Below are 14,513 nucleotides of genomic sequence, written 5' to 3'. Positions count from 1 at the left end.
CGTTTCATTTACGCCTCGCGTCGGCCAGTGCCACTATCCAGGAGTGATTATGACCCTGAAGCATTCTTCCGTGGATCTGAGCGAATGGTTTCGCACCCACGGTATTACTGAAGTCGAGTGTCTGGTAAGCGACCTGACCGGCATTCTCAAGGGCAAGATTATGCCCGCCAATAAATATCTGAACGGTGGCCGGCCGCGGCTGCCAGATTCGATCTTTATCCAGACGGTCACCGGCGGCTATCCCGACGATGACGAGTTGCGGTTCTGGAATCCTGCCGAACTTGATATGCAACTGGTGGCCGATCCTTCCGCTGTCTATCTCGTGCCTTGGGCGGATGACCCGACAGCGCAGATTATCCACGACTGCTACTACATGAACGGTGAGCCGGTCGAAATTGCGCCGCGCTACGTCCTTCGGCGCGTGCTTGAACTTTACGCCGCGCGCGGCTGGAAGCCGGTGATCGCGCCGGAAGTCGAGTTCTATCTGGTCAAGACCAACACTGATCCTGATTATCCGCTGGAGCCGCCGGTAGGCCGCTCGGGACGGCAGGAGAGTGGACGGCAGTCCTACAGTATCGACGCCGTCAACGAGTTCGATCCTCTATTCGAGGATATGTACGATTTCTGCGAAACCGAAGAACTCGACATCGACACGCTGATTCATGAGGAAGGGGCGGGCCAGATGGAAGTCAACTTCCAGCATGGTGATCCGCTCGCCCTGGCCGACCAGGTAGTGATCTTCAAGCGTACCCTGCGCGAGACCGCGCTGCGTCATGGCATGTATGCCACCTTCATGGCCAAGCCGATGGCGAATGAGCCGGGCAGCGCCATGCACCTGCATCAAAGCCTGTGGGATGCCGAGACGGGCAAAAATCTGTTTGCCGGTGAAAACGGCCAGCCAAGCAAGCTGTTTCTGCATTACCTTGGCGGTTTGCAGCACTACATGCCGGCAGCGATGCCGTTTTTTGCGCCCAATATCAACTCCTACCGCCGGTTGATGCCGAGTGAGGCGAGTGGTTCAGCGCCGCATAACATCGAGTGGGGCTATGATAATCGCACCGTGGGCATGCGCGTGCCGGTGGGTGCGCCGGAAAACATGCGCGTCGAGAATCGGCTGCCCGGTGCAGATGCCAACCCTTACCTGGCCATGGCGGCATCTCTGGCATGTGGCTACTTGGGTATGATGCAGCAGCTTGATCCACGCCCGCCGTTAACCGGACTGGCGGGTGTGACACCGTATGTCCTGCCGGCAGATGTTGGACCTGCGATGGCGCTGCTGAGCGAGTGCGAGGCGCTGGCCGACATTATGGGTGAGCGTTTCGTTAAGAGTTATCTGGCGGTCAAGCGTGCTGAGCACTCTGCCTATTACCGTGTCATCAGCTCATGGGAACGGGAGCATCTGCTGTTGCGCGTATGATCGGTTCGATCACTATGAGGACTCATAGTTATGAGGACTCATAGTAACGACAAGAAAGGGAGCAGGGAATGCACAGTCGATGTCATGTTTTTGTTCATGCGGCGTTATTTGCAGCGGTGCTGATATCATCTGATGTTCAGGCGAAAGAGAAACTTTATCTGTTCAATTGGACCGAGTACATGGACCCTGAGGTCATTACTCAGTTTGAACAGGAATATGACGCCGATGTGGTGCAAAGCTACTTTACCTCCAACGCAGAGATGTTTTCCAAGCTGCGTGCCGGAGGTGATGCTCAGTATGATGTCGTCGTGCCTACCGACTATTATGTGCCGCGCTTGGCCAAGGCGGGGCTGATTCAACCGCTTGATGCTAGCGAGATCAAGGGCCGTGAGCATCTTATGGATGAGTTTCGACATCCTGCTTATGACCCTGACGATCGCTACAGCGTGCCTTACCTATGGGGCGTGACCGGTATCGTCTATAACACCAGAACGCTGCCTGATTTACCTCACTCGTGGGGAGCATTGTTCGACCCGAAGGTTAATGCCAGTCAGCCGTTCGCACTGCTCGGGGGAGATCCTCAAGTGACTTTCGGCATGGCGTGTGCCTATCAGAGCGCGGTATTTGACTGTACTGGGCAGGCACCTTGGGTCAACGCCGCCAAGCTGATACGCCAGACCATGAATCGACCTAACTTCAGCGGATTTGCCGACAGTACTGCGGCAATAGATCAGGTGGCACGTGGCGTTACGCAGGTAGCCGTAACGTATAGTGGTGATCTCGATTATCGTAAAGCCGATGCACCGGATATCTACGCCGACCTTGAGTTCTTCATTCCTGAAGAAGGCTCACAACGTGGGGTCGATACGCTAGTAGTGCCAGCGCGCGCACCTCACCCTGAATTGGCGCATAAGTTCATCAGCTTCCTGCTACGTCCTGATATCGCGGCGCAAACGGCTAACTACACGTTTTATCGCACACCTAACAAGGCGGCTTTCGACAGGCTTAGTCCGGCGCTTAAGCAAGTCTCAACGCTGGACGATGATACCCGTGCGAGCTTGAAATTTGTTCCCGTCATTGAGGGCGATCAATTGCAGCTGCTCCAGCAGTTATGGAACGAGACGCGCAGCCGCTAGAAGCAGTCCGCAGAGGCGGTGAGAAGCAGACAAGGGTAAGGTAGCGAGACGGCACAGATGTCGTGTACACAAACGTGCACTGTTACACGCTTGATACCATTTTTAACAGAGAGCAAGCATGACGAAGGTTTCACATACAAGCTCCTATTACGCTGCCTCGATGAATACGGCGCCGTCGCGTCCTGCGTTGGAGGGGCGAGTGGAAACCGATGTTTGCGTGATTGGCGGCGGATTTACCGGTATCTCCTCGGCACTTCATCTCGCTGAGCGTGGCTATCGCGTGGTCGTACTGGAGAGCGTGCAGGTCGGATTTGGGGCTTCTGGGCGCAATGGTGGTCAGATCGTCAACAGTTACAGCCGTGACATGGACATGATCGAGTCACGCTACGGTGTCGATACCGCCAAGGCGCTGGGCGATATGGCCTTCGAAGGAAATCGTATCATTCGTCAGCGCATCGAGCGCTACGCTATCGCCTGCGATCTCAAGGATGGCAACCTGTTTGCTGCCTGCAATGATAAACAGCTGCAGAATCTGCGTGAGCACAAGGCGCTTTGGGAGCGTTACGGTCATCAGCAATTGGAGCTGCTTGAAGGTAAAAGCTACCAGCGTGAGATCGGCTCGGAGCGCTATACCGGAGCGTTGCTCGATCATTCTGGCGGACATCTTCATCCGCTCAATTTGGTGCTTGGTCAGGCCGCGGCGGTAGAGTCACTGGGCGGTACGATCTATGAACATTCTGTGGTGGAATCCGTTAACCATGGCTCCCGCGTGCGAATAAAAACGGCGGCGGGCGAGGTCAACGCGGCTTATGCAGTGGTAGCGGGGAACGCTTATCTGGGCAATACGGTACCGGAGCTTACGGGCAGAACGATGCCATGTGGCACCCAGATTGTTGCCACAGAGCCACTCGATGAAGATACGGCGCGTCAACTCTTGCCGACTGACCGCTGCGTCGAGGATTTGAACTATCTGCTCGACTATTATCGTTTATCGGCGGATCGACGCCTGATCTATGGTGGTGGCGTGACGTATGGCGGACGTGATCCTGCCAGCATCGAGGCGGTGATTCGACCCAAGCTCGCCCAGACGTTTCCAGCACTAGCAAATATAAAGATTGATTACGCCTGGAGCGGCAATTTCCTGCTGACGCTTAATCGGCTGCCTCAGTTTGGCTGCATCAATGACAACGTTTATTACGCTCAGGGCTATTCTGGCCATGGTGTGACGGCAACCCATCTGGCGGGTAAGCTGATCGCCGAAGTGCTGGCAGGACGTAATGAGCGCTTTGACGCCTTTGCCAATATTCCGCATTTGCCATTTCCCGGCGGACACAAGCTGCAGGTGCCTTTTTCCGCATTGGGCGCCTGGTACTACTCACTACGTGATCGGTTGGGCATGTGATCGGTTGGGCGATCATTATCGCTTGACGGTATCGGCCCTGCAGGCGGCGCTATACGGCTAATAGGCGTATCGTTACAGACAGGATAAGTAATATCTTTCTCGCCCGTGCCTATCTTAGTGTTGATCTTGGTGCTATGGCTGCTTGAACCGCTGGGACGCGGCCGGCTGTCTGTCGGCCGCGTCATTCTGACAGGTGCTGTACTAACGCGGCTGAGTTGATGAAAAGTCTTTAAACCAGTCGCAGATACCAGTCGTATTCAAGGGCGCTGACGGTGCGCTGCGCCAGTGTGCGTTCGGCCTGGCGATTCTCATAATAGACATGATGAAATTTCGGCCCGAGGATGCTGGCGAGTACGTCGCTCTCGGCCCAACAGTCGAGCGCGGTGCCCCAATTGTCCGGCAGGCTGGCATCAACCTGATTATAGGCATTGCCATCCATCGGTGGCGGCGGGGTGTGCTTGTTCTCGATGCCATGGTAGATCGAGGCGAGCAGAGTCGCCATCAACAGATACGGATTGACATCAGCACCAGCCACGCGGTGTTCGACACGTGTGGCGATCGTGTTGCCTGACGGAATGCGGACGGCAACCGAGCGGTTATCGAAGCCCCAGGTCGGTGCCAGCGGCACATACAATCCAGGCTGGAAACGACGGAAGGAGTTAAGGTTTGGTGCGCATATGGCCATAGATGCCGGCATCAGCTCAAGCAACCCGGCAACCGCCTGGTAGAGAAGATCGCTGCCGATACGGCTGGGTGCCTCGGGAGCGAAGACATTGTGGCCTTGTTCGTCGATCAGACTGATGTGGATATGTGTGCCGCTACCTGCTTCGTGACCGTATGGCTTGGCCATGAAGGTTGCTTCAAAGCCATGATTGATTGCCACGCCCTTGATCAGGCGTTTGAGTAAAACAGCGTCATCGCAGGCTTGAACAGCATCGTCGCGGTGGGAAAGGTTGATCTCGAACTGGCCGGGCGCGCACTCCTTGAGCATGGTATCCAGGGGCAGATGCTGAATGCTGGTGGCCTGATGGACATCTTCAAGAAAGTCAGCGTATTCATCGAGCTCGCTGATCGAATAGAGTTGACTGTGACGCGCGCGTTCACCGGTGGATGGCGAACGGGGTGGCTGGATGCGGCCGCGGTCGTCGCGCTCACGGTCGAGTAGATAAAACTCAACCTCGACAGCAGCGACAGGGGTTAAACCCATCTCTGTGAATCTGGCCACCACGTGTTTGAGCACTTGGCGTGGGTCAGCAAAATAAGGTGAACCATCGCTGTCTTCCATGCTCATGAGTAGCTGAGCCGTAGGCACACGCTGTTGCCATGGTGTCAGCTTCAGGCTACCGGCGACCGGGCGACAGATACGATCACTATCGCCGGTATCCAGGCCAAGGCCGGTCTCTTCGACCGTATTGCCGGTAATATCGAGCGCAAACAGTGAGGCGGGAAGATTAACCCCGTATTCATAGGCCTTGAGCAGGTTCTCACGAGGAATACGTTTGCCGCGCAGCACGCCGTTCAGGTCGCTGATCAGCAAGTCGACGTTGACCACTTCTGGATGGCGTTCAAGAAAGCGTAACGCCTCGGAGGGGGAGGCATCGATGGGCATGGTAGGGCCTTTGTGTGAAGCGTTGTTTCACCTAATCTTTTAGTTTCAACGAGCAGGTGTCAAGTTTTTAGTATCATTGGTGATAGCCCTTTAAGGCCCGGCCAAGATGTCGGTTATTCTGCATGCCCTTATTTGCTCAGTAGTAAAGGGGAAAATAAAAAATGCCAAGATGGTGCGAACTTCATGCATGGGTCATGAACTGTAAAATAAAATATAACAGGTAGGGCTCGTGAGGGCTGAATCTTGGTGCCAAGGCAATAACAACAAAGGCATGAAGGGCGTGAGATCCGCTATTGCGCATGGCAGTACAAAAAACGCCCCGGCATGCCGGGGCGTTTCGTTTGAGGTTCACATTCAAGGCATGCCCAGCAGATTGGGCAGCGCCAGTGAAATGTAAGGTACGTAAGTAATCAGAATCAGGAAGCTGATCAGCAGCAATAGCCACGGGCTCGACGCACGAATGACCTGAGTCAACGATTGACCGGTAACCGCTGAAGCGACAAACAGGTTCAGCCCGGTGGGTGGTGTCAGCATGCCAATCTCCATGTTGACCACCATGATGATACCGAGGTGCACCGGATCGATACCGAGCTGCATAGCGATCGGGAACAGGATTGGCGCCAGGATCAGAATAATTGCCGAAGGCTCCATGAAGCTGCCCGCCACAAGCAAAATGAGGTTGACGACCAGCAGGAAGGTGATCGGCGAGAACTGCTGTTCAACGACCCAGCTGGTGATAGCCTGCGGTATCTGCTCGGTGGTCAGTACGTGGGCGAACAGCATCGCATTGGCAATGATGAACATCAGCACGATGCTAAGCTTCGCGGCGTCCAGGATAACGCGCGGACACTCGCGCCAGCTGATGTCACGATAGATCACTACGGCAACGAACGCGGCATAAACGGCGGCGACAGCAGCTGCTTCGGTCGGCGTGAACATTCCGGTGTAGATCCCGCCGAGAATGATCACAATCAGCAAAAGCCCCCAGAACGACTTGCGTGCCAGACGCAACGTTTCCTTGAGCGGAACGCGTGGCAGCGCAGGCATGTTCTTGATGCGCGCAATGATGTAGATCGTCACCATCAGCAGCAGACCGAGTAGCAGGCCCGGTACTACGCCAGCCATGAACAGCTTGCCAACCGACGTTTCGGTGGCGGCGCCATAGACCACCATTACGATCGAGGGCGGAATCAGAATGCCCAGCGTGCCAGCGTTACAGACGATGCCGGTGGCAAATGACTGGGTATAACCGGAACGCACCATGCCGGCGATAACGACTGAGCCAACGGCGGCGACAGTAGCCGGTGATGAGCCTGAAAGGGCGGCGAACAGCACGCAGGCCATGACCGAGGCAATCGGCAATCCGCCACGGATATGACCGACACAGGCATTGGCGAAGTCGATCAGTCGTCGAGCAACGCCGCCGCTGGTCATGAAGGCGCCGGAGAGCAAGAAGAACGGAATCGCCAACAGAGTGTAGTGCTCGGAGGTCTCGAACAGCTTGATCGCTAGCGAGCGGATCGAATCCTCACTGAATAGCAGGATGGTCAGTGCACCGGATAGCCCGAGCGATACCGCAATCGGGACGCCCAAGAACAGGAATGCGAACAGGGCCACGAACAAAAAGGCGATTGTCATGAGCGCGGCTCCTCGTCGCGGTGCTTGTCGGTAGCGTTATCGGCGGTAAGCTTGAGTGCATCGGCAGCTTCATCAGCCATTTGCAAGCCGTTTTGATGGCCTTTCAGGGTCAGGACGAGTGCCTCGATGAGACGCAGAATGACCAGTGCAAAGCCGAGCGGCACCACCAGTGTGATATGCCACTGCATGATGTGAAACTCATCAAGATCTTCAGCGCCCAACTCGGCATGGAATAGCGCCATGACCCAGTCATAGCTAGAGATCATCATCAGCATCGCATAGCCGAACACGATAAAGAGGACAAGCAGACTGCAGGCGCGCCTAAGCGGGGCAGGGAAGGTCCGTACCAGCAGATCAACCCCGATATGCGCACCGACGCGAATACCGTAGGAAATACCCAGAAAGATCAGCCAGGCGAAAAAGACGCGGGTCAGGGCTGAACTCCAGGTCATTTCTTGCGCGGCAGAAAGCAGGAAATCGCCAATGGAAAACCAGAAATCCTCCAGTGCAGGCATCGCATCAGCGGCGGCATAGAAGACAACATACAAGTTATTGAACATCACATAAATGAAAGTGACGAGGGTCATTGCAGCAAGAAGGAAGGCCACCAGGCCCTCCTCCAGATGATTCCATACCTGCGCGATTGCTTTCATCAACGCGTTCCTTCCAATGAAGCCCAGAGGATCATGTAGCGCTATTCGATTTTTCTGCGGCTTCGATCAGATCAGCACCAATCTGGCCTTCGAACTTCTTCCATACCGGACGCATTGCCTCGCGCCATTCGCTGCGTTGCTGCGGGGTCAATTGGATGATTTCAGACGTCCCCGCCTTGATGATGTTCTGTTTGTCACGCTCGTTGATTGCGCGCGCCTGATCATTAACCTCAGTGGTGACTTCGGCCAGGATGGCGTTTAGCTCATTGCGTACATCATCAGGCAGGCCGTTCCAGAACTTGGCATTGGTGATCAGCATGTAATCGAGTACGCCGTGATCGGACTCGGTGATGTAGTCCTGTACTTCGTAGAATTTCTGGCTATAGATGTTGGACCAGGGGTTCTCTGCGCCATTGACAACGCCGGTCTGCAGGCCCTGATACACTTCGGCGAAGCTCATCTTGCGTGGAACGGCACGCACTTGCTTGAACTGTTCTTCAAGCACGTTTGAAGCCTGAACGCGGAACTTGAGGCCACGCGCATCCTTGGGTTCATGCAGAGGCTTGTTGGCAGATAGCTGTTTCATGCCGTTGTGCCAGTAGCCAAGCCCGATGATGCCTTTGTCTTCCATGGAGGACAGTAGCGCCTGACCGGATTCGCTGGCCTGGAAACGATCCACCGCCGCCAGATTGTCGAACAAGAAGGGCAGGTCGAAGATCTGCACCGCTTCATTATATTTGTCGAACTTGGCCAGCGACGGGGCAAGCATCTGTACGTCACCGAGCAGTAGCGCTTCCATTTCCTTGCCATCGCCATAAAGCGATGAGTTGGGGTAAACCTCAACCCGAACCTTGTCACCGAGGCGCTCCTTGACCAGCTTCTGGAACATAAGCGCGCCTTGACCCTTGGGCGTGCTGTCGGCAACCACATGCGAGAACTTGATGACAATCTCTTCTGCCTGCGCAATGGATACGCCAAGCAGTGCTGCCAGGCCGGCAATAAATGCGATCGGTTTGGCGATACGCTTCATCATGAGTTCTCCGAATGACAAATAAAGAAAGGCAATAAACGAGCAGGCTTACATTAATGCGCGTGTCATTTAATGGGAGCCGTTAACGCATTGACGGCCTGTGCAGTAGAAAGTTAAGGGGGAATAAACGCCAGCTAGACTATGGTCTAAGTCCTTATAAGTTCTATTGTTTTAACTAAGCTGGCTAATCAATGAGGTAGGGCAACAATGCGGTAGTACATCATGTTGCTAAGCAAATAGCGCAGCTGGTCAAGGGCGGAATAGATGACGCGTCCCCCAGTGACAGGCGGCGGCGAGAAATGGGCGTTTGGGCAAGCTTGTGGTAACAGCGGCGATGTCGCCAAGGCTGGGCTCACCTGCAAGAAAGCGCACCACCGCAGCAGGAGCAATCTGCTTGAAAAGCGCCAGATAAAACTCTGGCGCCATTGCTGCGTTCATGGAGAGCGCGGTCATGTAAATTTCATCCAAGGCGACAAGGTAGCGCTTCTGCGAGGGCGCGGCAGGTGACTGACCGGCAAGCAATTGCTGGGCGCAGGGTTCAGCCCAGCGTTGAATGGCATGAAACGCGTAGCCGGTTGAGGCACGCATCGATCCGCCATAGGCACCGGCCCGGATGACTGAGCAGCCCGACTGAGGCGAGTTGGGCGCCATGGGCAGGCTGCCGGTTTCTCGGCGCAGCACACGATAATCATGACCAAAACGCTCATCAAGATAAGCGATCAGGCAAGCTTCAAGTTCGAGTGGGTTCGAGGCGGGGCGTCCAAAGCGGGTCCATTCAAACAACGCTCGCTGCGGTGCGAAGGGCAGCGCATAAATGAAATCAAGTGCGTCTGCACGCGCCACGCGAAAGTCCATAAGTTCCGGGATATCACCGGCATTGATAGACGGCGCTTCAATCTCAAGACCAGCGAAATCCTGCCATAGCCATGGCTCGGCAAGCCGTTCGGGACGAGGAAGGGTGTCGATGGCCCAGCGTGCCTGATAGCGTTGCCCGTCATCGAGCGTGACGATTACGCCTGTGGTGCTATCTTCGATGCTCGTGACGCGCCGTCCCGTGAGGCGCTCGATATTCGGGTGAGCATCGATGGCGGCGAGCGCCTTGGCATAAACACGTGAACTGCGAATCATCTCATAGGGATAAGGGCTTGCCTCGACTTGATGAGCCCCTTGCGATGTCGTGATACGCCAAGTATCCCAGCGCGCCTCGATGCAGTCCTGAAAGGCGTGAGGCTGCAGTGGCCAGCCGCACCAGGTACGGTCATCTTCATAAAGCGTACGCGGTTCGATAATCAAGGTATGAGGCGCCTGCCTTGATTGCGCCAGATGATAGGCAAGGCTCAGTCCGGCACAGCCTCCGCCGAGAATCAGCAGTTCGTGGCGATTCACTGTAAAGGCTCAGGCATTAGTTCCGGGACGCCCGGCGATATGGTGATGCAAGGCACCTTCATGGTCATCGCGCCCGGAGGCCTGAATGTCGCCACGTCCGCTTAATGTGCGTGTCGCCAGCCACAGCTTACCGCTGAGCGGGACATAAACACGCCCTTGCCACCAGGCATGATTACGCTGACGCAAACGCTGGCCGATACCGCGATAGACTTCCGCGGCGATGCGAATCGCGGTGCGATTCTTAGGGGGAATGTAGGCGAAGCCGTCGGCAGCGCTGCGATAGTAACGCTCGGCGTGGTCAAGCAGCCGCTCAACAGCGCGCGCCGTGGTGTCGCGGTCCTCTGCATTATCGCAGTTTTCTGCATGACAGCGCGCCAGCCTCGCAGCACTGCGGCCACCAAGCCAGCTTCCCGGAATATAACGACGCCCCTGCGTGGCATCTTCGAGCACATCACGGGCGATATTGGTCATCTGCATCGCAATGCCAAGGTCGATGGCATGGGGAACCGCACGCGGCGGCGCACCCAGGACCGGGCACATCATCACGCCGACCGTTCCGGCGACGCCATAACAGTAATCGAGCAATTCGGCGTCACTTTCGATACAGGCTGGCCGGTCGACATCGCTGATCAGCGCGTCGATCAGCGCCACTGCAGCCTGAAGGTCAAGCCCGCGGCGCTCAGCCAGATCAATCAAATAGTTGGCGGTGACATCACTGCCATGACCGGCAATTAGCTGCTGACGAATCGTGCTCAGGCGCTGGCGCGCCTGGGCATTCATGGCAGGGTCCGGCATTTCCTGGTCGGCGAGGTCATCGAGCTCGCGGCACACCATATAGAGCTGGGCTGCGTCGCGCGCGTCGCGCTTATCCATGAAGCGACTGGCAAACCAGAATGATTTGCCATGTTTGGCAAGTGTCTGCTGGGCTTGTTGCATAGTGTCGTCTCGTGCGTCTTCAATGCGCCGAAGGGAGCAGGGTGTCGATGACCTTGGCGCTGGACAGCACACCAGGTATTCCCGCGCCGGGGTGCGTGCCGGCGCCGACCAGATAAAGATTATCGATGCCTTCGCTCTTGTTGTGAAAGCGAAACCACGCCGATTGATCGAAACGTGGCGCTATCGAGAAGCCGGCGCCATGCATGCTCAGGTAACGGGTCTTGAAGTCCTCAGGGGTCATGTGAAAGCGCGTCACAATCGACTCGCGCAAGCCGGGCATGAGCGTATCTTCCAATGCTTCGAGTATCTTGTCACCGAGTTGCTCGCCCTCAATCGACCAGTCCATTTCGCCCATCAGGTTGGGTACCGGCGCGAGCACATAAAACGAGTCGCAGCCGTCAGGCGCAAAAGAGGGGTCGGTTGCCGTCGGACGATGGAGATAAAGCGAAAAGTCATCAGAAAGGGTGCGGTGTTTAAAAATATCGGTCAACAGTTCGCGGTAGCGCTGGCCCAGCCAGATAGTATGGTGAGCAATATCGTCATACTGTCGGTTAGTACCGAAATAGAGCACGTAAAGCCCCATCGAATAGTGCGCTCGGGCCAGCTTCAAGCGCGCCGAGGTCGAGGGCTGATCAATCATATGCATATAAAGATGAGCAGCATCGGCATTAGAAATGACGATGTCAGCGGTGATTCTCTCGCCATTTTCCAGCTCGACACCTCGTGCTACACCATGTTCGACGATGACTCGCTCGACGGTACTGCCAAGCTGCAATTCGATATCCTCTTCAATCATCAAACGTTCAAGCGCTGCGACCAGTGCACCGGTACCGCCCATGGCAAAATGCACGCCCCATTTGCGTTCAAGATAGGGAATCAGCGCATAGATGCTGGTGGTCTGGAACGGATTGCCGCCGACAAGCAGCGGAGGAATCGAAAAGGCGCGCCTGAGCCATGGGTGTTCAATATGACGACAGACCATTCCCCATACGGAGCGATAGCTGCCTAGACGCAGCAGCGCCGGCACCTGTGCCGCCATGGTGCTCATGCGGTGAAAAGGCACATGAGCCAGTTGTTCGAAGCCGACCTTGTAAATCTCGCGTGACGCCTCAAGCAGACTCTGATAACCCGCCACATCCTGTGGTGAAAAGCGGGCAATCTGCTCGCATGTGGCGTCCATGTCTTGCCCGTAGGCGAAGCGCGTGCCGTCAGGGAAATAGAATTCGTACCAGGTCTCTAGGGCAACGAGGGTGACATAGTCGGCAAGGCGTTTGTCAAAAAGCGCAAACAGCTCATCGAACAGAAACGGAGCAGTAATGACGGTGGGGCCAGCATCGAAGCGAAAGCCCTGGTCTTCAAAGACCTGGGCACGGCCTCCCAGCGTTTCACAGCGCTCGATGAGCGTAACGTCATGCCCCTTGCGGCGCGCCCTGAGCGCAGCCGCCATGCCGCCGAATCCACCACCGATAACAATAGTCTGCATGACTGTCGCTTAGATCGAAGCATGCACGAAACGCTGCTTGAGCATTTCGGCATGATGATGAAGAGAGTTGCCACTGGCCATGGGTAGACGCTGAGCGTGTCGCTGTGCGTCATCCAGCAGGCGCAAGGCATGTTCGCAGGCAAATCGCGACGCGTTTTCCGTCACGCCGCCGCGCTCCAGAGCGCGGATCAGATTAAAAGCGCCATAGCATTCATCAAGCGCCATGTCCTGCTCATAATCTTCGATATCATCGAGAATCTGGTAGGCGACAGCGAAGGCTTCGGTAGCCAGGCGGGCATCGTCTAGGGCGTGATGATGCCCGCTCAGGATCAGCGGCGCTTCAAGTGCGAGACTGAACAGCGGACCGGACTTACCCTTGGCGGCGTTTGTGAAACGGGAAAACTCGAGTGTTTCACGCAGGGCCGATGAAAAGGCTTGTGCCTGACCTTCGATGGTAGCGCGGACTTTGGCATTAACCAGCGTCAACAGCGCCGGCAGATGCTCGCAGTGCGTTTCAAGCTGAGCGCAGAGGCCAAACGCCGTGGAAATGAACAGGTCGCCCAGGCAGATGGCAACGCCTTCGTTATAGGCATGCCAGATGCTGGGTTGACCGCGTCGCTGTGTGTCGTGGTCAAGAACATCGTCATGGACGAGCGAGGCGTTATGCAGCAGCTCGCAGACCGAGGCAAGTAAGCAGGCATCGTGCTCTGACAAGCCAAGTGCGCAAGAAGTCTCGAAGGCCATGCGGGCGCGAAGATAACCACCGCAGGCGCTGAAGTGGTGGTGAATGGCGGCGTGAATGGCCGAGTCGCTATGTTGTTCAATCAGCGCCTCGATCATTATGCGGCGTATCGCCTGGGTCACATCGATAGACGCATCTGCAGACACGGCGAGGGGTGGGTCGTGGGGGCGTTGCGTGAGAGGCAGCACCGTTTCGCGCTCCATTGATCATTCCCTGTCAATTTTTCAAAGCTACGCAGTGCGCGATTCCTTTCGCCTGCGAGTAGCGGGGTAACCTTGTATCTTACGTTAAACCGGCAGCCAGGTCGCTTAGGGTTAAGTCTAAGGGAGTGTTGCTGTGTTCGTATGCGTACAAGCTAAACAAAGCAACAGGCATTTGTCATCAATGGGATGGGCCTTGATCAAAATTGATGCGCTGGCGTGCAACAACTCACCATGCGGCAGGATGTGCTAGCAAGATTGCGAAAGCGGTGGGGGGTGTTGGTGTCGAAATAGTACGCTTCGCCAGCGCTCAGCACGCGTGTGGCGCCCCCAACGGTGATTTCAATTTCTCCCTCAAGTACCAGTCCTGCCTCTTCGCCACGATGAGCGATCATTTCACGTCCGGTATCAGCGCCGGGTGGGTAGGTCTCGATCATGAACGACAGGGCGCGGCGCTCACGATTGGCTCCTATCAACGTGTAGAGCACATCACCAGTACTTGAAACGGCAAGCTCATCGGCCCGGTAGAACACTTGGTCCCGGTTCTCCAAGTCCATGGTAAAGAAATCGCCGATACTGATCGGAATAACGTCGAGAATCTTTTTAAGCGAGCTGACAGAAGGGCTGACGCGCCCCTGTTCAATCAGTGACAGGCTTGAGTGGGTCACGCCACAGCGTTTGGCAAGCTCGCGCTGGGATATGCCGCGTAACGTGCGTAGCGCCTTAAGGCGGACGCCGACATCATCAGACATTTAACGATTCCTTGTCGAACGAAACGGGCAAAAGCAGGCGACATCGCAACCATGCCGGACGAATGAATTTGGCAGGCGGCATGTCATTCATCTATGACTGTTGCAGGACCAAACGCGTGTCATCAACGA

12 protein-coding genes are annotated in these 14,513 nt (G+C 55.9%); 3 read left to right on the top strand and 9 right to left on the bottom strand.

The annotated features are described in order from the left end of the window. The first annotated feature begins 49 nt into the window (after positions 1-49). The 3 genes from C3Z11_RS13325 (at position 50) to C3Z11_RS13315 (ending at position 3,955) form a co-directional block, all read left to right on the top strand. On the top strand, positions 50-1,417 hold the full coding sequence (locus C3Z11_RS13325) for a glutamine synthetase family protein (protein ID WP_106478437.1): 1,368 nt from the start codon (positions 50-52) through the stop codon (positions 1,415-1,417). A gap of 68 nt (positions 1,418-1,485) precedes the next feature. Continuing rightward, positions 1,486-2,553 carry a polyamine ABC transporter substrate-binding protein gene (locus tag C3Z11_RS13320; RefSeq protein ID WP_106478436.1) on the top strand — a complete coding sequence of 356 codons (1,068 nt, stop codon included), beginning with the start codon at positions 1,486-1,488 and terminating at the stop codon, positions 2,551-2,553. A 118-nt stretch (positions 2,554-2,671) separates the two neighbouring features. Then, positions 2,672-3,955, top strand: a complete 1,284-nt coding sequence (locus tag C3Z11_RS13315; RefSeq protein WP_106478435.1) for an NAD(P)/FAD-dependent oxidoreductase — start codon at positions 2,672-2,674, stop codon at positions 3,953-3,955. Between the two features lie 229 nt (positions 3,956-4,184). Here C3Z11_RS13315 and C3Z11_RS13310 read toward each other — a convergent pair whose 3' ends face one another. From C3Z11_RS13310 to C3Z11_RS13270, 9 genes are all read right to left on the bottom strand, one after another. Further along, positions 4,185-5,564: a glutamine synthetase family protein gene (locus C3Z11_RS13310; RefSeq protein ID WP_106478434.1), complete on the bottom strand. Its 1,380-nt coding sequence runs from the start codon at positions 5,562-5,564 to the stop codon at positions 4,185-4,187. A 354-nt stretch (positions 5,565-5,918) separates the two neighbouring features. Continuing rightward, entirely contained in the window at positions 5,919-7,202 is a 1,284-nt protein-coding gene (locus C3Z11_RS13305; RefSeq protein WP_106478433.1) for a TRAP transporter large permease, read from the bottom strand. Then, complete coding sequence (locus C3Z11_RS13300; RefSeq protein ID WP_106478432.1) at positions 7,199-7,855, bottom strand: TRAP transporter small permease; 657 nt, start codon at positions 7,853-7,855, stop codon at positions 7,199-7,201. The genes C3Z11_RS13305 and C3Z11_RS13300 overlap by 4 nt, the downstream gene beginning before the upstream one ends. A gap of 31 nt (positions 7,856-7,886) precedes the next feature. Further along, a complete protein-coding gene (locus C3Z11_RS13295; RefSeq protein ID WP_106478431.1) occupies positions 7,887-8,888 on the bottom strand; it encodes a TRAP transporter substrate-binding protein in 1,002 nt (333 codons plus the stop codon). A gap of 246 nt (positions 8,889-9,134) precedes the next feature. Next, positions 9,135-10,271: a lycopene cyclase family protein gene (locus tag C3Z11_RS13290; RefSeq protein ID WP_106478430.1), complete on the bottom strand. Its 1,137-nt coding sequence runs from the start codon at positions 10,269-10,271 to the stop codon at positions 9,135-9,137. A 9-nt stretch (positions 10,272-10,280) separates the two neighbouring features. Further along, on the bottom strand, positions 10,281-11,207 hold the full coding sequence (locus C3Z11_RS13285; protein ID WP_106478429.1) for a phytoene/squalene synthase family protein: 927 nt from the start codon (positions 11,205-11,207) through the stop codon (positions 10,281-10,283). A gap of 19 nt (positions 11,208-11,226) precedes the next feature. Further along, positions 11,227-12,690: a phytoene desaturase family protein gene (crtI, locus tag C3Z11_RS13280; protein ID WP_106478428.1), complete on the bottom strand. Its 1,464-nt coding sequence runs from the start codon at positions 12,688-12,690 to the stop codon at positions 11,227-11,229. A gap of 9 nt (positions 12,691-12,699) precedes the next feature. Continuing rightward, positions 12,700-13,635 carry a polyprenyl synthetase family protein gene (locus tag C3Z11_RS13275; RefSeq protein ID WP_106478427.1) on the bottom strand — a complete coding sequence of 312 codons (936 nt, stop codon included), beginning with the start codon at positions 13,633-13,635 and terminating at the stop codon, positions 12,700-12,702. Positions 13,636-13,832: 197 nt separating this feature from the next. Further along, positions 13,833-14,384: a cupin domain-containing protein gene (locus C3Z11_RS13270; protein WP_106478426.1), complete on the bottom strand. Its 552-nt coding sequence runs from the start codon at positions 14,382-14,384 to the stop codon at positions 13,833-13,835. Positions 14,385-14,513: the final 129 nt, after the last annotated feature.

The organism is Phytohalomonas tamaricis (assembly GCF_003012345.1).
Classification (GTDB): domain Bacteria; phylum Pseudomonadota; class Gammaproteobacteria; order Pseudomonadales; family Halomonadaceae; genus Phytohalomonas; species Phytohalomonas tamaricis.
This window is presented reverse-complemented; position numbering and strand designations above follow the sequence as displayed.

Bases quoted from the DNA above. Each gene is read 5' to 3' on its own strand.
- C3Z11_RS13325 (WP_106478437.1), top strand. From the start codon at position 50: ATGACCCTGAAGCATTCTTCCGTGGATCTGAGCGAATGGTTTCGCACC.
- C3Z11_RS13320 (WP_106478436.1), top strand. From the start codon at position 1,486: ATGCACAGTCGATGTCATGTTTTTGTTCATGCGGCGTTATTTGCAGCG.
- C3Z11_RS13315 (WP_106478435.1), top strand. From the start codon at position 2,672: ATGACGAAGGTTTCACATACAAGCTCCTATTACGCTGCCTCGATGAAT.
- C3Z11_RS13310 (WP_106478434.1), bottom strand. From the start codon at position 5,564: ATGCCCATCGATGCCTCCCCCTCCGAGGCGTTACGCTTTCTTGAACGC.
- C3Z11_RS13305 (WP_106478433.1), bottom strand. From the start codon at position 7,202: ATGACAATCGCCTTTTTGTTCGTGGCCCTGTTCGCATTCCTGTTCTTG.
- C3Z11_RS13300 (WP_106478432.1), bottom strand. From the start codon at position 7,855: ATGAAAGCAATCGCGCAGGTATGGAATCATCTGGAGGAGGGCCTGGTG.
- C3Z11_RS13295 (WP_106478431.1), bottom strand. From the start codon at position 8,888: ATGATGAAGCGTATCGCCAAACCGATCGCATTTATTGCCGGCCTGGCA.
- C3Z11_RS13285 (WP_106478429.1), bottom strand. From the start codon at position 11,207: ATGCAACAAGCCCAGCAGACACTTGCCAAACATGGCAAATCATTCTGG.
- crtI (WP_106478428.1), bottom strand. From the start codon at position 12,690: ATGCAGACTATTGTTATCGGTGGTGGATTCGGCGGCATGGCGGCTGCG.
- C3Z11_RS13275 (WP_106478427.1), bottom strand. From the start codon at position 13,635: ATGGAGCGCGAAACGGTGCTGCCTCTCACGCAACGCCCCCACGACCCA.
- C3Z11_RS13270 (WP_106478426.1), bottom strand. From the start codon at position 14,384: ATGTCTGATGATGTCGGCGTCCGCCTTAAGGCGCTACGCACGTTACGC.